This is a genomic window from Streptomyces sp. NBC_01257, from assembly GCF_035917255.1.
In the GTDB taxonomy this organism is placed as follows: domain Bacteria; phylum Actinomycetota; class Actinomycetes; order Streptomycetales; family Streptomycetaceae; genus Streptomyces.
In genome coordinates this window covers 6,948,595-6,968,106 of the sequence record NZ_CP108472.1, presented here as the reverse complement: position 1 = coordinate 6,968,106, position 19,512 = coordinate 6,948,595, and the positions used below count along the sequence as shown (strand labels likewise).

Sequence of the window (19,512 nt, the reverse complement as noted above, 5' to 3'; positions counted from 1 at the left end):
ATGCAGAATGTGCAAGCGGTTTGCAAAATGAGGAGGGTCATGGCTACGCGTGCGACCGACGCCGGGACGAACCAGAGCGTCGAACGAGCGGCCTCGGTGCTGCGCGCACTCGACTCAGGCCGCGCCGAACTACGCGTCTCCGACGTCGCCGAACTCACCGGTCTCGGCTCGTCCACCACCTCGCGCCTGCTGTCCACGCTGGAACGCCTCGACATGGTCGAGCGCGACCCGGTCAGCAATCTCTACCGGCTCAGCCTCGGCATCCTGCCCCTCGCGGCCACCGCGACCAACCGGCACCCCGTCCACCGGGCCGCGCGCATGGTCCTCCAGGACCTCGCCACCCGCACCGGGCTGGGCGCCAACGCAGCCGTCCGGCGCGGCGCCGAGCTGATGTTCCTGTGCAACTTCGAGGGGTCCCGCGCCCCCAAGTCGTACACACAGGCCGGACACACCGCCCCGCTGCACGCCACCAGCATCGGCAAGTGCCTGCTCACCGGCCTCACGCCCAAGGAGCGCCGCACCCTGCTTCCCGAACCGCTGGAAGCGCACACGGACTACACGACCACCAGCCACGATCTGCTGGACACCGAGATCGACACGGTCCGCCGCACCGGCTACGCCGTGGAGGCCGAGGAGCGCGCCCTGGGCCGCGCCTCCCTCGCGGCGCCCGTCCGCGACGCCTCGGGCGATGTGGTGGCCGCCATCTCGCTTTGGGGCCCCACCTCCCTCCTCGGCGACCGCACCGAGACCGAGGGACAGCGCCTCGCCCTCACCCGCGAGGTCATCGAGGCCGCCGACGCCATCAGCCAGGCACTCGGCGCCGTCTGAGCGGCGCGACAGCGGAAGGGGCCCGGAACAGGTTCGGCCGACCTGTTCCGGGCCCCTTCGTCCGCTCCCCCTACGCGCCGTACGCCTTGAACGCGATCACATGCGCGCGCGGCGCCCCGTGCGTCGCGTCCACCACGAGCCGCAGCGCTTCGGTGCGCACGGGCCCGCCGTCCTCGCCGGTGAGCGCGTGCACGCGGTGCCGGCGGCGGTTGTCCGTCACCGTCAGCAGCGTGCGCCAGGTGCCGTCGGGCTCGCGGCTCTGGAGGCGGTAGTCGCGGACCAGTTCCGGCATCACCTCGAACGGGGTGCGGTGCCGGTGCAGGTTGTTGAGGTACTCGTCGACGTCGTCGTCGAACACCACACGGGCCTCGGCGAGCCGCTGCTCCTGCCGCCAGTCCAGGCGCAGCCACTGCCCCGCCCCGTCCGGGTGACCCGCCGACGGCCCGGACGACCACATCTGCGGTCCGCCGTAGGCGCGCTGGAAGCCGCCGACGGCCCGCTCGGGCCGGAACGCCGAGGTCTCCGGGGCCGCACGGAAGGCGAAGGTCCGGCGGCGCAGACCGCGCGCCTGCCATTCCAGGACGAGCTGGCCCTCCTCCTCGGGGATGTCGTGGTCGACGGCCGCGTCGCCCTCGGCCCTGCTGCGCAGCGCGAGGACGCCGTCGGTGCGCTCGGGCACCAGGACGAGGGACGCACCGGGGCAGGCCCGGACGATCAGGACGACGTTCTCCGGGCTGTCGGGGCGGTGGCCGAGCCGGGCCGTGACCCAGTGGGGGCCGCCGGCCGGGACGGTGGCCGTGGTGGTGAGCAGGTGGCCGACGGGGACCGCGTTCTCGGGGCGGCCGGTGGTCCACAGCTCCACGGTGAGTTCGGCCGGCGGCCCGTCCGGGGCGCCGTGGACGAGCAGGTCGACCGTGTCGAGCGCCGGGTCCACCGGCAGCAGCAGCGCGAGGTCGCGGGTGAGGGGGTACGGCTCGCCGGGCGCGGCCGGTGTGGGTTCGGCGGCCAGCCTGCTCAGGTGCGAGGAAGCGCTGACGACGGCCGTGCGCGCCAGGTTGTCGGGGTCGTCGTCGGACAGGCCGATGACCGAGGCGTCCTGCCGCAGCAGGGCGCGGCGCACCAGTTCGGGGCGCTTGGCGGCGAGTTCGCGCGGGCCGACACCCTCGGCGACGCAGAGCGCGGCGGCCGTGCCCGCGGCCTCGCCGAGCGTGGCGCAGGTGGCCATCACGCGGGTGGCGCCGAAGGCGATGTGGGTGGCGGAGATGTTGCGTCCCGCGAACAGCAGGTTGGTGACGTTCGCCGAGTAGAGGGAGCGCAGCGGTATGTGGAAGATGCCGTCCGCGTAGCGCTGGCGGGCGCCGGGCTCGTCCGCGTACATCCCCTGCACCGGGTGGAGGTCGACCGACCAGCCGCCGAAGGCGACGCGGTCGTCGAACTGCCGCTGTCCGAGGATGTCCTGCTGGGTCAGCATGTGGTCGCCGAGGAAGCGGCGGTACTCGCGCTTGCCCGGGAGGCTGCCCGCCCACTCCATCGTCAGGTTCTCGGCGTCCGGGAACTCTCCGGAGTTCTTGATGTGGTCCCAGATGCCCGCGATCACGCCCTGGAGTTCGTCGCGGATGCGCTCGTTGTCGTGGACGGTGTCGAGTTCGCCGCCCCACTCGATCCACCAGTAGTCGCAGCCGTTGTCGCCGGTGTTCAGCACCCGGTTGCGCAGGATGGGCGTCGTGGTGAGGTCGCGGGCGTAGGCGGGCGGTACGAACTTCACCGGCCGGCCCAGGTCCTTGGTGTGGAACAGGATCGTCGAGCCGAGCAGCGCCTCGTCGCCCTCCTCGGGCGCCCAGGGCTCGTCGAACTCGGCGCGGGCCTCGCGGCCGATGCGGTAGCGGGCGCCGGCGAGGTGGCCCAGCAGTCCGTCGCCGGTGCAGTCGAGGAACTGCCGGGCGTGGAAGGTGATGCGGCGCTCGGAGCCCATCATCCAGCCGGTGCAGGAGTGCACCTCGCGGGCGTCCTCCGGGCCGCTCGCCACGACCTCCCGTACGTCGGTGTTGAGGTACAGGTCGATGCCGGGCTCGGCCCGGACGGCGTCGAGGACCACCTGGTCCCAGTAGTAGGGGTTCCCCTCGGGGTTGCGGTACTGGTTCTCGGTGTACAGCTCGCCCATGATGCCGGTCTCGCGGGCCCAGCGGTGCACGCCGTGGGCGGTGGCGCCGCAGACCCAGACCCGGATCTCGCTGCTGGCGTTGCCGCCCAGGACGGGCCGGTTGTTGACCAGGGCGACGCGCCGGCCGAGCCGGGCGGCGGCGATGGCAGCACAGGTCCCCGCCAGGCCGCCGCCGATGACGGCGATGTCGTAGTGGACCTCTTCTTCCCGCACGGGGCGGCCTCCTCGGTGTGACGCTCGGATACGCCCCGCCGCGACGGAGCGGCCTTGAACGTACATCACATCCATATTGTGCAACCACTGTTCAGTCAGTGGGATCTGTTGTAAGTTTCCGGCGCAGCCGATGACACCGTCGCCATGGGCCGGGAGCCGAGCTCACGGCAGGTACACCGACGTCACCGGCCCCGCACAGAACCGGTGATTCACCGACCAAAAGGGTTGACGGCTTCGCACGATATGGAGAACGATCCCGCATGCTGCAACTTGCGTTCCATGGAGCATGCATGGCATTCACCCAGGGCCCCGGTCGAAGCACGGCCCGTCGCGCCACGCCCCGTATCACCGCTCCCGCACCGTTCGAGAGGACAGACCCATGAGTACGGCCGCACCTCCCCGGAAGGACGCTCCACACCGTGAGCGCTCCGGCGGACGGCTCTCCAACGGCGCGTTCGCACTGCTGCTGACCGCACCGGGGCTCGCCCTGTTCGCGACGATCATCATCTACCCGCTGGTGTCGGCCCTGTTCACCGGCTTCTTCAAGCAGGACCTGCGCCTGCCGGGCCGGGAGTTCGTCGGCCTGGAGAACTTCGCCTACTGGCTGGACGGCGAATTCCTCACGATCCTCAAGCAGACCCTGGTCTTCACCGTCGGCGCGACACTGCTCCCCTTCGTGATCGGCTTCGCGCTCGCGCTCGCCCTGAACTCGGGACTGAAGGGCAGCGGCTTCCTGCGCGGCCTGTTCCTGTTCCCGTGGGTGATCCCGGGCGTGGTGGTCTCCTTCCTGTGGATGTGGATCTTCAACGCGAACTACGGCGTGCTCAACGGCGTGCTGATGAAGACCGGGATCATCGAGGAGTCCGTGTCCTGGCTCGGGCAGCCGGGCACCGCCATGCTCGCCGTCATCGTCACCAAGACCTGGGCGAGCTTCCCCTGGATGATGGTGATGCTCCTCGCCGGCCTGCAGACGGTGCCGAAGGAGTTGCACGAGGCGGCCTCGATGGACGGAGCCGGCGCGGTCCGGCGCTTCTTCGCCGTCACCTGGCCGCAGGTGCGCGGGGTCGCCTCGATCGTGCTGCTCCTGGAGTTCATCTGGAACTTCCAGCACTTCGACACCATCTACGTGCTCACCGGCGGCGGCCCGGCGGGTGCCACCGAGACCTTCGCCACCGCCGTCTACCAGACCGCGTTCAAGGGCTTCGACATCGGCCGGGCGACCGCGCTCGGCGGCCTGTGGATGCTGCTCCTGCTCGTCCTCGTCGTCGTCTACCTCAGGATCACCGAGCGGAAGGGCGACGCCCGATGACCTCCACGACCTCCACCCCGCTGTCCGGCACCGACCGGCTGAGCCCGTCCGCCACCTCCGCGGGCCGCACCTCGCGGCGCCGGATCCGCAAGGACCTGCTGCGCTCGCGGATCGCCGCCTGGACCGCGGTCCTGGTGATCGGCGCCTTCGGCATGCTGCCGGTCTACTGGCTGCTGGCCACCGCCCTGAGCAGCCCCGACCAGGCCTTCCAGTTCCCGCCGAAGCTGATCCCCACCGAGATCACCTTCAGCAACTTCACCGCCCTCGCCGAGAACGACCAGCTCATCAAGTACCTGGTCAACTCGCTGATCGTGGCCTCCATCACCGCGGTGCTGAGCGTGGTCGTCGCCACGTACATGGGGTACTCGTTCTCCAAGTTCCGCTACCGCGGCCGGCGCTCGCTGATGCACCTGGTGCTGGCCTCCCAGATGTTCCCCCAGGCGCTCCTGCTGGTGACGCTGTACGCGGTGTTCTCCAGCTTCGGCCTGCTGAACACGTACACCGCACTGGTGCTGTCCTTCACCACGTTCACGATGCCGCTGTGCGTCTGGATGCTGAAGGGCATCTTCGACACCATCCCGGACGCCCTGCTGGAGGCCGCGTCCATCGACGGCGCGTCCCGCTGGCGGACGCTGCACTCCATCGTGGCGCCGCTGGCCGCGCCCGGGATGATCGCCGCCGGACTCTTCGCCTTCGTCCGCGGCTGGAACGACTTCATCTTCGCGGTGACGCTGGCCGACAAGGAGAAGCAGACCCTGCCCCCCGGCCTGGTCTCCACGTACATCGGCGAGTTCCAGGCCGCCTGGCCGGAGCTGATGGCCGCATCGCTCGTCGTGTCCGTCCCCGTGATCATCGCCTTCATGTTCCTGCAGCGCTACCTGGTCGGCGGCATGACCGCCGGCTCGGTCAAGTAGCCGCTCCGCACGCACTCCTCCCCTTCCTTCCACTCCCCATGGAGAGACCATGACCACCTCTGGCATCAGCCGGCGCGGCGCGCTGCGCATGTTCGGCATCGGCGCGCTCGGTGTGGCAGGCGCCGGCGCCCTGGGCGCCTGCGCACCGTCCCCGTCCGGCAGCGGCAGCTCCTCCAACGGAGGTGACACGGCGTCCAAGAACTTCGACTTCACCTCGTGGTCGCTCAACGAGGAAGCCGCCAAGCCCTCGATCGAGAAGATCATCGCGGCGTGGGAGAAGGCCGAGAAGTCCAAGGTCCGCGCGGTCTCGTACCCGTACAACGAGTATCTGAGCCAGCTCACCCTCAAGCTCGGCGGCGGCGAGACGACCGGCGCGATACACCTGGACATCGCCTGGCTCGCCGCGGTGGCGCAGATGGGCAAGCTCGCCGACCTCGGCTCCGTGGCCCCCAAGGGCGGCTACACGGACGTGGCGGTGAAGAGCGGGGTGTACGACGGCAAGCAGTACGGCCTGCCGTGGAACACCGGCTCGATCGGGGTGATCGCCAACTCCAAGCTGCTGGCGAAGGCCGGCATCAAGAAGCACCCCACCACGGTCGAGGAGTTCGAGGACGCACTGCGGGAGCTGAAGGGGCTCGGCGGCGGTGTGGTGCCGTACGCGGCGGCCACCAAGGTCGCGCAGCTCAAGGACATCTTCCCGTGGATGCAGACCTTCGGCTGCGCCCTGATGGAGGGCGGCAAGGTGACCATCGGCGACGACGCCTCCGTCGACGCGGTCACCTGGTACAAGAAGCTGCACGACGCGAAGCTGATCGCCGCCGACGTGGACCGCTTCGACGCGCGCGCCCTGTTCGGCCAGGGCAAGGCGGCCTTCTACGACGACGCCATCATCGGCAAGGGCGTCACCTCGGCCCAGTCCAAGGACAAGACGCTGGCCGACGCCATGCAGCCGATGCAGCGTCCGGTGCTGCGCTCCGGTGACACGCCCCAGGCGCTGCTGTGGGGCGGCGTGATCGCGATCGTCAACGGCAAGGGACAGGACGCGGCGACCGAGTTCGCGCTGCACACCACCTCGGACCTCGCCACCACCACCGAGTACTTCGCCTCCCGCGCCCTGCCGCCGTCCACCACCGCGGGCCTGGCCGACCCGAAGGTCGCCCAGGACACCTTCACCACGGAGTGGACCGAGAAGATCACGAAGACGGCGACCGGCAGCCCCTTCTGGCAGTTCGCGCAGAACGCGCAGATCGAGGAGGCCGTGGCCAAGCAGGTCCAGGCCGTCCTGGTCGGCAAGTCGAAGCCGAAGGACGCCATGAGGAAGGCCGGCGAGGAGGTCACCGCCCTCACCAAGCGCTGATCCGGCGCACGGCATGACGAAGGGCCCGGGGAAGGGCGGAACCGCCTCCCCCGGGCCCTTCGCCGTTCCGCATACGCCTTCCCGATGAAGTATCTCGAATCCTCATTGTGCAATCTCTATTCAGCATGTGGGATTTGTTGTAAATTTCCGGCGCAGCGAGGGAGAGCAGGACCCCCGCAGAGCCGGTCCCGCCCGTTCCCCTCCCCCATCACCGCCCGCGAAGGAGCTCACCTTGCGACGTCCCACGGCACGCGCGTACGCCGCCTCGGCCGCGGCCCTGGCCGCCCTGCTCACGCCCGCCCAGGCCGCCCGGGCCGACGGCACGGACCGTGCGGCGGCCGCCGCGGCCACGGTGACCGAGAAGGTCCCGTACGCGATGGACTCGTCGAACCAGGCGGCCTGGTGGACACCGGTCGCCACGTACAAGGGCCGCGGCCAGTACACGTACTTCGCCTTCAACGAGCCGGGCGCGACGGCCGCCACGCACCGCCCGGCCATCGCGCGGCGGGACCCGGACGGGGTGTGGAGCCGGCTGCCGCTGCTCGGCACGAACGGACAGCAGGCGGAGTTCCCCGACGACAACGGCCACAACCAGTCGTCCGTCGCGCGTGACGGCAGCGGCCGCCTGCACGTGTTCTCGTCCATGCACGCCAACGCCTGGCGCTACTTCCGGACCGAGGCCCCGGGCGGCGACGTCACGGACCACGCGGCCGAACTGCCCGACCAGGGCCAGGCCATCACGTACCCGGTCGTGACGACCGCGCCCAACGGCGATCTCTACCTGGCCGCACGCGTCGGCGCCGGCTCCGACCAGCGGCCCGGAAAGCTGTACCGCTGGGACAACGCCGCCGCGCGCTGGAGCGTGGTCGCCACCTTCGCCGGTGCGCTGAACCGCTCCGTGTACCCCGACGACCTGGCGGTGGACGCCGCCGGGCGGGTGCACCTGCTGTACGAGTGGGCCAAGGCCCCGGCCACCGCCTTCCGGCACCAGCTGTCCTATCTGCGCTACGACCCGTCGACCGGCGCGTTCGCGGACAGCACGGGCGCGGCCGTCACCACGCCGGTGACGCCCGCCACCTCCGACGTGATCCAGGACCTCACGGCCGGCGAGGAGTGGAGCATCGACAACACCTACCCGGGTCCGGCGGTGCAGAGCGCCAAGCTCGCCCTCGACGGCTCGGCCCCGAAGGTCGCCTACCGCTACCGCTCGGCCGACAGCGGCGGCGACTTCCGGGTGTACTACGCCTCTTCGAGCGGCGGCGCCTGGTCCCGCCAGACCGTGTACTCCGCCGGCCAGACCACCGCGGCCCTCGGCATCACCTGGGACGGTGCGGACGCCGGGCGGGTGTACTACGTGACCGGGTCCGGCACCGACCGCGTCTTCGCCGCGACGGCGTCGGGCGGCACCTGGAGCGCACAGTCCGCCGCGCCCGGGATCAGCGCGGACCGGCTCGCGGTACGGCGCGACTCGGACGGCCACGACGTGCTGTACCTGCCGGACACGGCACACAACGCGCTCTACTACGGACTCCGCTGAGACCTGCCCCGGCCTCGCGGCCCCGGGGTTCACGCCCGGGGGCCGACCGGCGCAGTACCGGGCGGCAGCGACAGGGACACGTACGAGGGGCAGGGTTTCCGGCGGTCGCCGGAGGCCCTGCCCCTCGGTCGTGACCCTTGCCGGGAAACTATGAATGATGGTTCACTTCTTCCATGGCCTACCGGAAGACCCCCGCCGAAGTCGCGCGCCTCGCCTCCGCCCGTGAGCATCTCGTCGCCAGGGCGACCGACGTCGTCGCCGAGGTGGGCTGGTCGGGGGCGTCCGTGACCGTGGTCGCCGACGCCGCGGGCATGGCGGCCGGCTCGGTCTACCAGCACTTCTCGTCGAAGGCCGCGCTCGCCGTCGAGGTCTTCCGCCGTGCGGCGGGACACGAGGTGGACGTCCTCGGGTCGGTGCTGAGCGGTTCCGGGACCCCCGTCGAGCGGCTCGCCGACGGCGTCCGGGTGTTCGCCCGCCGGGCCCTGGAGAACCGCGGCCTCGCCTACGCACTGCTCGCCGCACCGGCCGACACGGCGGTCGGCGCGGAACGCCTCGTCTTCCGTCGCCGCTACCGCGCACTGTTCGCCGAGGTGATCGGCGAGGGCATGGCCCAGGGACTGCTGCCGCCGCAGAACGGTGAGGTCACCGCCGCTGCGCTGACCGGTGCGATCGGCGAGGTCCTGGTGGCGCCGCTGGGCGCTCCGGAGGCGGACGACACGCACGACGTCCTCGACGAACTGACCGCCATGGCGCTGCGCTGCGCGGGCGCCGCCCCCGTGTCCCCCCGCACCTGATCCGTCATCCGTCCCCGCTCAGGAGGGCCCCTCATGTCCGCGACGCCGGCCGCATCGCACAGCCACCCCACCGCGACCACCCACGAGGTGACGAACCAGCCGCCGCCGCTGTCCGGGCACGACGTCGCCGACGACCCGGTGCTGGTCGAGGGCGTGCGCCGCGAGGGCGCCGAGTGGTATCTGGACGACCTGCACCGGCTGGGCCGCCGCGCCGGCAGCGAGGAGGTGCAGCGCTGGGCGGACGAGGCCAACCGGCAGGAACCGCGGCTGCGCACCCACGACCGCTACGGAAACCGGATCGACGAGGTCGAGTTCCACCCCGCCTACCACGCCCTCCTGGACGTGGCGATCAGCGAGGGTCTGGGCGGCGCCGCCTGGACGGACGAACGGCCGGGCGCCCATGTGGCCCGCGCGGCGGGCTTCATGGTCTGGAGCAGCGCGGAAGCGGGCCACGGCTGCCCGGTCTCGATGACGTACGCCGCCGTCCCCGCCCTGCGGCACGCCCCCGATCTCGCCAAGACGTACGAACCCCTGCTGACGAGCCGTGTGTACGAGTCCGGTCTGCGCGCCCCCGCCGAGAAGCCGGGGCTGCTCGCGGGGATGGGCATGACGGAGAAGCAGGGCGGCACCGATGTGCGGGCCAACACGACCGCGGCCGCGCAACAGGCCGACGGCACCTGGCGGCTGCGCGGCCACAAGTGGTTCACGAGCGCCCCGATGAACGACCTCTTCCTCGTGCTCGCGCAGGCCCCGGCCGGTCTGTCCTGCTTCCTGGTCCCCCGGGTCCTCCCGGACGGCAGCCGGAACACGTTCCGCATCCAGCGCCTCAAGGACAAGCTCGGCAACCGCTCCAACGCCAGCAGCGAGCCCGAGTTCGACGACACCGTGGCCTGGCTCGTCGGGGACGAGGGCCGGGGCGTGCGCACCATCATCGACATGGTCACGATGACCCGACTCGACTGTGTACTCGGTTCCGCCGCCGGCACCCGTGCGGCACTGGCGCAGGCCGCCCACCACGTACGCCACCGGTCCGTGTTCGGGGCGAAGCTCATCGACCAGCCGCTGATGCGCAACGTCATCGGCGATCTGGCGCTGGAGTCCGAGGCGGCGACCACGCTGGCCCTGCGCCTGGCCGGCGCGGCGGACCGCGCGCAGCAGGGCGACACGCAGGAGCGCGCCTTCCTGCGGCTCGCCACCGCGGTCGGCAAGTACTGGGTGTGCAAGCGCCAGCCCGCCGCCGTCGCCGAGGCCCTCGAATGCCTGGGCGGCAACGGCTACGACGAGGAGTCCGGCATGCCCCGCCTCTACCGCGAGGCCCCGCTCAACGGCATCTGGGAGGGCTCGGGCAACGTCAACGCGCTGGACATGCTGCGCGCCCTGTCCCGGGAGCCGGAGTCGCTCCAGGCCCTGCGGACGGAGATCGAGGCCGCGGCAGGGGCCGACCACCGGCTGGACGCCGCCTGGCGGGAGCTGCGGGGCGAACTCGCCCTCACCGAGGACGCTCCGCTGCGCGCACGGCGTGTCATCGAGCGCGCCGCCCTCGTCCTCCAGGGCTCGCTGCTCGTCCGACACGCACCGGCCGCCGTCGCCGACGCCTTCTGCGCGTCCCGGCTGGCCGGGGACCGCGGTCTGGCCTTCGGCACGCTGCCGGCCGACACGGACTTCGGGGGGCTGCTCGAACGGCTCCCCGTCTGACCCACCGCGCCGGGCCCATCGCTTACGGTCCCGTGACGTGCCGCGTCGGAAACGGCCGTCCGGGCTCCCGGCGGCCTACCGTGGCCGGCATGCGTGTACTGGTCACCGGCGGCGCCGGGTTCATCGGTTCGGAGATCGTGCGGACCCTCCTTTCGGCCGGGCACGAGGCGGTGGTGCTCGACGCCCTGCTGCCCTCGGCCCACGGCCCCGCCCCCGCCCCGCCGGACGGCGGCGGGATCGTCGTGGCGGACGTGCGCGACCGTGAGGCGGTGGACCGTGCGCTGTGCGGCATCGACGCGGTCTGCCATCAGGCGGCGATGGTCGGCCTCGGCAAGGACTTCGCGGACGCGCCGGACTACGTGGGCTGCAACGACCTCGGGACGGCGGTGCTGCTCGCCGCGATGGCCGGGGCGGGGGTGCGGAGTCTGGTCCTCGCCGGATCGATGGTGGTGTACGGGGAGGGCCGGTACGACTGTCTGCGGCACGGCCCGGTCCGGCCGGGCCCGCGCGCGGAGACCGATCTGGCAGCGGGCCGGTTCGAGCCCCGCTGCCCCTCCTGCGGTACGGAACTGGTCCCCGGGCTCGTCGGTGAGGACGCGCCGGTGGACCCGCGCAACGTGTACGCGACGACCAAGCTCACCCAGGAACACCTGGCCTCCTCCTGGGCGCGGGCGACGGGCGGCAGCGCGGTGTCGCTGCGCTACCACAACGTGTACGGACCGGGGATGCCGCGCGACACCCCGTACGCCGGGGTCGCCTCCTTCTTCCGTTCGGCGCTGGCCCGGGGCGAGTCGCCCCGGGTCTTCGAGGACGGCGGCCAGCGCCGGGACTTCGTCCATGTGCGGGACGTGGCCGCCGCGAACGCCGTCGCGCTGGAGGCGGTCGCGGAACGCGGTCCCGGCGGTTTCGCCGCGTACAACACCGGGAGCGGGGAGCCGCACACCATCGGCGAGATGGCCACGGCCCTGGCCTCGGCCCACGGGGGCCCGGCCCCGGTGGTCACCGGTGAGTACCGGCTCGGGGACGTACGCCATGTCACCGCGGACTCGCGGAGGCTGCGCGACGAGCTGGGCTGGAGGCCGGAGGTGGGCTTCGCCGCGGGGATGGCGCAGTTCGCGGCGGAGCCGCTGCGGGAGCCGGCCGCCGGGCTGTCGGTCTGAGGCTCAGGCCACCGGCAGGGTCACTTCGAAGCAGCAGCCGCCGGTGACGTTGCGGACGTCCGCCCGGCCGGCGTGCGCCTCGACGATGCCGCGCACGATGGCGAGTCCGAGGCCCGCGCCGGCCGGGGGCGTCCGGGCGTGGGTGCCGCGCCAGCCGGTGTCGAAGACCCGGGGCAGGTCCTCCTCCGGGATGCCGCCGCAGCCGTCGGTCACCGAGAGCACCACCCCGCCGCCCGTGCGCTGCGCGGCCACCGCGACCGTGCCGTCGGCGGGGGTGCGGCGGATGGCGTTGATCAGGAGGTTGCCCAGGACCCGGCTCATCTCCTTGCCGTCGACCTCGACGGGCACCGCCTCGATCCGGTCGCCGACCAGCCGCACCCCGTGCTCGCGCGCCAGCGGGTCGGCCCCGGCGAGCGCGTCGCCCACCAGGTCGTAGACGGAGATCCGGGTGGGGGTGAGGGTGAGCGAGCCGGCGTGGATGCGGGAGAGCTCGAAGAGGTCGCCGACCATGTCGTTCATCCGCTCCACCTCGGTGCGTATCTGCCGCAGATAGCGCCGCGAGTCGACGGCCATGCCGTCCTCCAGCGCCTCCGACATGGCCCGCAGACCGGCGAGCGGAGTCCGCAGATCGTGCGAGATCCAGGCGACGAGCTCACGCCGCGAGGTCTCCAGGGCGCGTTCCCGCTCGCGCGAACCGTCGAGCTTGGCGCTGGTGGCGGCCAGTTCGCGGGTGAGTGCGGCGAGTTCGGCGGTGGCCTGGGCCTCGGGGGCCGCGAAGGTGCCGCCGTCGCCGAAGGAACGGGCGGCGAGGGTCAGGTCCCGGCTCCTGGCCGCCACCCAGCGGCCCAGCAGCATCGCGGTGACGAGCGAGACGACGGCGGCCATGGCGACGACGGTGGTGACCACGGTGAGGTCGTGCGGCGAGAGGAACATCGCCCAGGCGACGGCCAGCGTGCCGGCGAGCATCGCGGTGACGGCCACGGCGGCCACGACGGTCAGCGAGACGACGAGCGAACGGTGCCGGGAGATCCGCAGCACGAGTGCGCCGAGCAGCCCGGCGACGGCGGCGCCCAGGAAGGCGAGGAGCGCGATGAGGAGGAGGTCGGTCATGCCGGGGTCCCGGAGCCGGGAGCGGTGGGAAGTGCGGGTGCGGGGGAATCCGCGGTCCGGTCCGGCGGCAGGTCGAGCCGGTAGCCGACGCCCCAGACCGTACGGATCAGCTCCGGGCGGGCCGGATCGGACTCGACCTTCCCGCGCAGCCGGCGGACGTGGACGGTCACGGTCGACAGATCCCCGAAGTCCCAGCCCCAGACCTCACGCATCAGCTCCTCCCGGCCGAAGACCCGGCCCGGGTGGCGCAGGAGGAAGGCGAGCAGGTCGAACTCCCGCAGGGTGAGCGCCAGCGGCCGGCCGGCGAACGTCGCGCGCCGGGCCGCGGGGTCGAGGACGAGGCCCGCGCCCCGAAGGAGCTCCGGGCGGCCGGTGGGTGTCGCGGCCGCCCGGGCCCGGCGCAGCACGGAGTCGACGCGCAGGACGAGTTCGCGGGGGCTGAACGGTTTGGTGACGTAGTCGTCGGCCCCCGTCTCCAGGCCGAGGATGCGGTCGTCCTCGTCACCGCGCGCGGTGAGCATGATGACCGGCACCGGTCCGTACTCCCGCATCCGGCGGCAGACCTCGAAGCCGTCCATGCCGGGCAGCATCAGGTCCAGGACGGCCAGGTCCGGGCGCCGGGCGGCGTACTGGCCGAGCGCGGCCGGGCCGTCCGCCGCGCGGGTCACCTCGTATCCGGCCCCGGTCAGGTAGCCGGTGACCACCTCGGCGACCGTGGGGTCGTCGTCGACGACGAGGACGTGGCCGCGGGATGCCGTCCCGTCCGCGGACGCCGGGCGGGACGGCGGCGCCCCGTCGGCGGGGCAGGGCGGTGAGGGGTCCGGGGTCGGCTGCATGCCACCACCTTGGCACCTGCCGGGGCGGGGTGCGGACGCCCCTGCGCCCTCAACTGCCGACGTCCATTTTTCGTAAGATTCCGGAACCCGATTTGTCGGTTTCCGCTCCGTAGGGTGAGCCGCGTGATCCCTCACTCCGATACTTCCGGCCCCTGCGCCGACGTCGTCCTGCCCTGTCTGGACGAGGCCGCCGCCCTGCCCGCGGTGCTGGCCTCGGTTCCCCGTGGCTGGCGGGCGATCGTCGTGGACAACGGCTCGACCGACGGTTCCGCGGAGCTGGCCCGTTCGCTCGGCGCGACGGTGGTGCACGAGCCGCGGCGCGGCTTCGGTGCGGCCTGCCACGCGGGACTGCTCGCCTCCGACGCGGAGTTCGTCTGCTTCTGCGACTGCGACGGCTCACTGGACCCCGGGCTGCTCACCGGCTTCGTCCGCCGGGTGGCCGACGGGGAGAGCGACCTGCTGCTGGGCCGCCGCCGTCCCGAGGAGCGCGGCGCCTGGCCGCTGCACGCGCGGGCGGGCAATGCGGCGCTGGCCCGGATGCTGCGCCGCCGCACCGGGCTCCGCCTGCACGACCTGGGGCCGATGCGGGCCGCGCGCCGGGCCGATCTCCTGGCGCTCGGCCTCACCGACCGGCGCAGCGGATACCCGCTGCAGATGGTGGTGCGCGCGTCCGACGCGGGACTGCGGGTCGCCGAGACGGACGTCCCGTACCTCGCGCGGACGGGCAGGTCGAAGGTCACCGGGACGTGGCGGGGCACCTGGCACGCGGTGCGCGACATGCGCGCCGTGCTGGCGGAGGCACCCGTCCGGATCGGGGCCGCGCGATGAACCCACGCACGTCCGGGCCGGCCGGGGCGGTGACCCTGCTGGTCATCGCCAAGGAGCCGCTGCCCGGCCGGGTCAAGACCCGGCTCACCCCGCCCTTCTCCCCCACCGAGGCCGCGCACCTCGCCGAGGCGGCGCTCACCGACACGCTGCACACGGTCAGCGCGCTGCCCGCCGCCCGGCGCGTCGTCGTCCTGGACGGGCGGCCGGGACCGTGGCTGCCGCCCGGCATCGAGGTGGTGCGGCAGTGCCCGGGCGGCCTCGACGAACGGCTGGCCGCGGCGTTCGGCGCCTGCACGGGCCCGACGCTCCTGATCGGCATGGACACCCCGCAGGTCACCGCCGCCGATCTGGCCGGTGCACTCGCCCCCGGTGCCTGGGACGGCTGTGACGCCTGGTTCGGCCCCGCCGACGACGGCGGCTTCTGGGCCCTGGGCCTGGCGGCCCCCGATCCCGCGCTCCTGCGCGGCGTACCGATGTCCGTGCCCGAGACCGGCGCGGTGCAGCGGCGCCGGCTCGTCGACGCGGGACTGTCCGTCCGCGATCTGCCCCGGCTGCGGGACGTGGACACGGCGGCCGATGCCACGCATGTCGCCGCGCTCGCACCGCACGGGCGGTTCGCCGCCGAACTCGCCCGGCTGACCGGGGCGGTGGTCCGATGACCGGCACCGGCCCGGACCGCGCCGTACTGGCCCCGCCGCACCCGGACCTCGCCCCGTGGGGCACCGACCCGTACGCCAACGCCCTGCGCAACGGACACGGTCCGCTCTTCCTGCGCCGTACGGACGGCTGGCTGCTGCCGCTGGACGTGGAGCGCTGGTGCGCCGGCGCGGACGCCGCGGACCTGTCGGCCCTGCGCCGCTGCGAGGGCCCCGTCCTGGACATCGGCTGCGGGCCCGGCAGGCTCGTCGCCGCGCTGGCGGCCCGCGGCCACCGCGCGCTCGGCATCGACGTCAGCGAGGCCGCGGTCGAGCGCACGCTGCGGCTGGGCGGTTCGGCCCTGCGGCGCTCCGTCTTCGAACCGCTCCCGGGCGAGGGGCGCTGGGGCACCGTCCTGCTCGTCGACGGCAACGTCGGCATCGGCGGCGACCCGTGCCACCTGCTGCGGCGCACGGCGGAGCTGCTGGCGCCCGGCGGACTCCTCATCGCCGAGACCGCGCCGCAGGACATCGACGAGCGGGTCCGCGTGCAACTGGACGACGGACGCTCCTGCCGCTCGGACCCGGCACCGGCCGACCCCTTCCCGTGGGCCCGGCTCGGCACCTCCGCGCTGCTGGGGTACGCCCGCCCCCACGGCCTGCGCACCGTCGATCAGTGGGAGGCGGACGGCCGCTCGTTCGTCTCGCTGCGCCGCGCCCGGAGCGTCCGGACCACCAGCCAGACGCCCGACACGGCGAACAGCGCGGCCGTGATCAGCAGCCAGTTCCCCAGGAACACATCGGGGGACAGCCCGCTGGCCGGTTCGTAGCGCTCGGTCTGCCGGGTGATCAGCGGGAACCACACGAGCAGCAGCAGCCCGGAGAGGAACACCGGCACCCGGACGAAGTTCACGAGCCCGGAGCGCGGACCGGCCGTCCGGCACAGCAGCCGGTCCGCCGCCGCGTAGAGCGGTACGAGTACGAGGTCGTGCACGAGTGCGGCGCCGACGAACCACACCACGACGCCGAAGGTGTCCCCCGCGAGCAGCCGCACGCCCGCATAGCCCGCCAGGGCGAAGGAGGCGGCCATCAGCAGGAGGTGCAGCGGCCCCTCCCCGTACCAACGCCGTACGACGGCCCGCGGGTTCGCCCTGTTCACAGCTCTCCAAAGGTCAGCCGGGACACCCATTTGGTGTTGAGCACTCCGGGGGCGGCCGGGACGATGATCCGTGCCGGATATCCGTGATCGGGCGTCAGGTCCTCGCCGTTGACCTGGAGTGCGAGCAGGGAGCGCGGGTCGCGCACCTGGTTGTCGCGCAGGGCCGCCCGGCGGAACGGTCCGCTGCGCTGGAGCGATTCCACCAGCACGCCCGGCGGCCGGCGCGGGTATCCGGCGAGCGCGGCCAGGTGACTCAGCCGTACGCCGCGCCACCACTGGTCCGCGGTGGACCAGCCCTCCACACACGCGATCGGGAGCGCCGCGCTGTACTGGTCGAGGGCCAGCAGCTGTGCGCGCGTGAAGCGGAGGTCCCCGGCCGGCCCGCTGACGGTGAGCAGCCAGCCCTCCCCCGCGTCGACGGTGGTGACACCGACCGCGGCAGCCGTCTTGTTGATCTGGAATCCGTTCGGTCCGGAGCCCGGCTCGGCGGCGCCGTGGGGGGTGAGCGCGGCGAGGCGGCGCAGCGGTCCGTCGAAGCTCCGGCCGGCCGAGGTGACCAGCAGGACCAGCGAACCGGCGCCGACCACGGCGAGCGCCCCGCGGCGGGACAGCGTCGCCGGCCCGGGGGCCGGGGACTGCAGCACGTCACCCTCGACACTCCCGCTGAGCGCCCCCGACCTCAGTACGCGGACCGCCTGTGGCGCCCGGAGCCCCGCATGGGCGAGGAACGCGGCGAAGAACACCCAGGCCCCGTAGAAGTGCAGCGGGTAGAAGGAACCCGGGAACAGGTACTCCAGCTGGATGTTGAGCAGTCCGGTGACGAACTCGAACAGTGCCCCGCCCACCAGGAGCAGCAGCGAGATCCGCTCCAGCGCGTGCCCGACGGAGCGGGCCGGCGGCAGCGCGAAGAGCCGCGGGACGACCGACCAGAGCTTGGCGAGCAGCACCGGGACGAGCACGATCCCGAGGGTGACGTGCACCCCCTGCGTCAGCCGGTACAGCCAGTGCGGCCCGGTCGGCCAGTCGAAGAGGTAGAAGCCCAGCAGCCCCTTGTCCGGAGTCTTGTCGTTGACGGGGTTCAGGTCCGGGTTGTAGGCGGCGTACGACAGCAGCCCGGTCACGAACAGCACGGTGATGCCGACGAGCAGGACGAGGCCGAGCACGGCGGTGAACCGCACTCCGCGCACCGGGCTGCGCCAGAATCCCGGCGCGGAGGGGGAGCGTTCGAGGATCTTCGTCGCACGCCCGGAGAGGAGACGGGAGCGGGACGCGGGTGGGGTCGGGATGTTCCGACGGCTGTCGCCCATGCCCCGACGCTATGCCGGGGGTGGAGGGGTGGGACGGCTGCGACTCCTGACGAAACGATGACGTCACTCCTGGGAGCGCACGCATCCGGCCCCTCGCCGGTCGCGGACCGCCCGTCATGGACCGTCCGTCACGGACCCCGGCGATCCGCCGGCCCGGAATCCGGCCGTTCGGAGTCTGACGGCCCGGAATCTGACGGTTCCGTGACGCGCCCGGTCACCGCACGCCCCCAGCGCCCCGCCGTGCGTACGGTGCCTGCGTGAAGACCGTGGACCGCACCGAACACGCCATCGAACCGCTCCCCGCGCAACGCTCCGGGCACCGCCGCGACCTGGCCGCAGCCGGTGCGGGCGTCGCACTGGTCGCCGCCGCCGTGCTCGTCGGCCGGGCCATCGAGAGCGCCGACCACACCCTCGTCGTCCACTGGCCCCCGCTGCTCGCGACCTGGTACCCGCACACCGGGACCGGCACCTGGGCCGCGCCCGCCGTGGCCGCGGCCGTCATCGGCTACGGTCCCGTCCTCGCCGAACGGCTGCGCTGGCGCTCCCTGCTCCTCGCCGGGTACGCCACCGCGCTCGCCTGGGTCTTCTCACTCGCCCTGATCGACGGCTGGGAGCGCGGGATCGCCGAACGGCTCACCACGAAACACGAGTACCTGAGGGTCATCGGCCGCTTCGACGACATCGGCGCCGCCCTGCGCGGCTTCAACGAACACATCCTGATCGGCCCGCCCGGCAACTGGCCCGCCCACGTCGCCGGACACCCGCCGGCCTCCACCCTCACCTTCGTCCTGCTGGACCGCATCGGGCTCGGCGGCGGCGCATGGGCCGGGGTCTGGTGCATCGTCACCGGGGCCTCCGCTGCGGTGGCCGTCCTGATCGCCGTCCGCACCCTGGCCGGCGAGCGCATCGCGCGCCGCGCCGCACCCTTCGTCGTCCTCGCGCCGGTCGCGGTCTGGGCCGGCACCTCCGCGGACGGCTATTTCGCCGCGGTGGCCGCCTGGTCCGTGGCCCTGCTGGCCCTGGCCGCGACCCGTACGGTCCGCAGCCCCGCGGCCGCCGCGCTGGGGGCCGGGCTGCTCTACGGACTGACCTGCTACCTCAGTTACGGTCTGACGCTCATCGCGCTCCCGCTCGCCGCCGTCCTCGTCCTCACCCGCACCGCGCGGCCGCTCCCGCTCTTCGTCCTGGGAGCCCTGGTCACACCGGTCGCCTTCACGCTGGCGGGCTTCAACTGGTGGGAGGCGTACCACCTGCTCGTCGACCGCTACTACCAGGGAGCGGGCGGCATCCGCCCCTACTCCTACTGGGTCTGGGCCAACCTCGCCTGCACCGCGATCGCCGTCGGCCCCGCGACGCTCGCGGGGCTTCGCCGGACCGCGGCCGGCGTGCCCGGAACCGTACGCACCCTGCGAGCCGGTACGACGGCTCCGCCGCAGCGGCTGATCCTGCTTGTGTCGGCGGCGCTCCTCGCCCTGCTGGCGGCGGACCTGTCCGGGATGAGCAAGGCGGAGACGGAGCGGATCTGGCAGCCGTTCATGCTCTGGCTGATCCCCGCCGCCGCCCTCCTGCCGGCCCCGGGGCGGCGCGGCTGGCTGGCGGCGCAGGCGGTCGTGGCCCTGGCGGTCAACCACCTGCTGTGGACGGGCTGGTAGGCGCGCCGCCGCAGGGC

The 19,512-nt window shown here is 72.9% G+C and carries 16 protein-coding genes; 12 read left to right on the top strand and 4 right to left on the bottom strand.

Features of this window, described 5'->3' with window-relative positions; all coding sequences use genetic code 11:
• Nucleotides 1–39 precede the first annotated feature (39 nt).
• On the top strand, nt 40–828 hold the full coding sequence (locus tag OG408_RS30430; RefSeq protein ID WP_266783908.1) for an IclR family transcriptional regulator: 789 nt from the start codon (nt 40–42) through the stop codon (nt 826–828).
• Nucleotides 829–898: 70 nt separating this feature from the next.
• Here the strand turns inward: OG408_RS30430 and OG408_RS30425 are convergent, their stop codons facing one another.
• Entirely contained in the window at nt 899–3,202 is a 2,304-nt protein-coding gene (locus tag OG408_RS30425; protein WP_326673056.1) for an FAD-dependent oxidoreductase, read from the bottom strand.
• Nucleotides 3,203–3,581: 379 nt separating this feature from the next.
• On the opposite strand from OG408_RS30425, the gene OG408_RS30420 reads away from it, so the two are divergent.
• From OG408_RS30420 to OG408_RS30390, 7 genes are all read left to right on the top strand, one after another.
• The gene (locus tag OG408_RS30420; RefSeq protein WP_266783904.1) at nt 3,582–4,511 is read left to right on the top strand and encodes a carbohydrate ABC transporter permease; all 930 of its coding nucleotides are present in this window, start codon (nt 3,582–3,584) and stop codon (nt 4,509–4,511) included.
• On the top strand, nt 4,508–5,425 hold the full coding sequence (locus tag OG408_RS30415; RefSeq protein WP_266783902.1) for a carbohydrate ABC transporter permease: 918 nt from the start codon (nt 4,508–4,510) through the stop codon (nt 5,423–5,425). The genes OG408_RS30420 and OG408_RS30415 overlap by 4 nt, the downstream gene beginning before the upstream one ends.
• 49 nt (nt 5,426–5,474) lie before the next feature.
• On the top strand, nt 5,475–6,782 hold the full coding sequence (locus tag OG408_RS30410; RefSeq protein ID WP_266783900.1) for an extracellular solute-binding protein: 1,308 nt from the start codon (nt 5,475–5,477) through the stop codon (nt 6,780–6,782).
• A 232-nt stretch (nt 6,783–7,014) separates the two neighbouring features.
• Complete coding sequence (locus tag OG408_RS30405) at nt 7,015–8,319, top strand: BNR-4 repeat-containing protein (protein ID WP_266783898.1); 1,305 nt, start codon at nt 7,015–7,017, stop codon at nt 8,317–8,319.
• Nucleotides 8,320–8,492: 173 nt separating this feature from the next.
• The gene (locus OG408_RS30400; RefSeq protein WP_266783896.1) at nt 8,493–9,113 is read left to right on the top strand and encodes a TetR/AcrR family transcriptional regulator; all 621 of its coding nucleotides are present in this window, start codon (nt 8,493–8,495) and stop codon (nt 9,111–9,113) included.
• 33 nt (nt 9,114–9,146) lie between these two features.
• The gene (locus OG408_RS30395) at nt 9,147–10,808 is read left to right on the top strand and encodes an acyl-CoA dehydrogenase family protein (protein WP_326673052.1); all 1,662 of its coding nucleotides are present in this window, start codon (nt 9,147–9,149) and stop codon (nt 10,806–10,808) included.
• Between the two features lie 89 nt (nt 10,809–10,897).
• The gene (locus OG408_RS30390) at nt 10,898–11,968 is read left to right on the top strand and encodes an NAD-dependent epimerase/dehydratase family protein (RefSeq protein ID WP_326673050.1); all 1,071 of its coding nucleotides are present in this window, start codon (nt 10,898–10,900) and stop codon (nt 11,966–11,968) included.
• 3 nt (nt 11,969–11,971) lie between these two features.
• On the opposite strand, the gene OG408_RS30385 is transcribed toward OG408_RS30390, so the two are convergent.
• Nucleotides 11,972–13,078 (bottom strand): sensor histidine kinase, encoded by a 1,107-nt coding sequence (locus OG408_RS30385; RefSeq protein ID WP_266783890.1) that lies wholly within the window; start codon nt 13,076–13,078, stop codon nt 11,972–11,974.
• Complete coding sequence (locus OG408_RS30380) at nt 13,075–13,914, bottom strand: response regulator transcription factor (RefSeq protein ID WP_326673047.1); 840 nt, start codon at nt 13,912–13,914, stop codon at nt 13,075–13,077. Before OG408_RS30380 ends, OG408_RS30385 begins: the two co-directional genes overlap by 4 nt.
• A gap of 123 nt (nt 13,915–14,037) precedes the next feature.
• On the opposite strand from OG408_RS30380, the gene OG408_RS30375 reads away from it, so the two are divergent.
• Genes OG408_RS30375 through OG408_RS30365 form a run of 3 tightly spaced genes read left to right on the top strand, consistent with a single transcriptional unit; the run spans nt 14,038 to nt 16,207 of the window.
• Entirely contained in the window at nt 14,038–14,742 is a 705-nt protein-coding gene (locus OG408_RS30375) for a glycosyltransferase family 2 protein (RefSeq protein ID WP_266783886.1), read from the top strand.
• Nucleotides 14,739–15,401, top strand: a complete 663-nt coding sequence (locus OG408_RS30370; RefSeq protein ID WP_326673045.1) for a TIGR04282 family arsenosugar biosynthesis glycosyltransferase — start codon at nt 14,739–14,741, stop codon at nt 15,399–15,401. Before OG408_RS30375 ends, OG408_RS30370 begins: the two co-directional genes overlap by 4 nt.
• Nucleotides 15,398–16,207, top strand: coding sequence for a class I SAM-dependent methyltransferase (locus tag OG408_RS30365; RefSeq protein ID WP_285568772.1), 810 nt, complete (start codon nt 15,398–15,400; stop codon nt 16,205–16,207). Before OG408_RS30370 ends, OG408_RS30365 begins: the two co-directional genes overlap by 4 nt.
• Nucleotides 16,208–16,532: 325 nt before the next feature.
• On the opposite strand, the gene OG408_RS30360 is transcribed toward OG408_RS30365, so the two are convergent.
• Nucleotides 16,533–17,843: a molybdopterin-dependent oxidoreductase gene (locus tag OG408_RS30360; RefSeq protein ID WP_326673042.1), complete on the bottom strand. Its 1,311-nt coding sequence runs from the start codon at nt 17,841–17,843 to the stop codon at nt 16,533–16,535.
• Between the two features lie 257 nt (nt 17,844–18,100).
• Here OG408_RS30360 and OG408_RS30355 point away from each other — a divergent pair, with 257 nt between their 5' ends.
• Nucleotides 18,101–19,495 carry a hypothetical protein gene (locus tag OG408_RS30355; RefSeq protein WP_326673040.1) on the top strand — a complete coding sequence of 465 codons (1,395 nt, stop codon included), beginning with the start codon at nt 18,101–18,103 and terminating at the stop codon, nt 19,493–19,495.
• Nucleotides 19,496–19,512 lie beyond the last annotated feature (17 nt).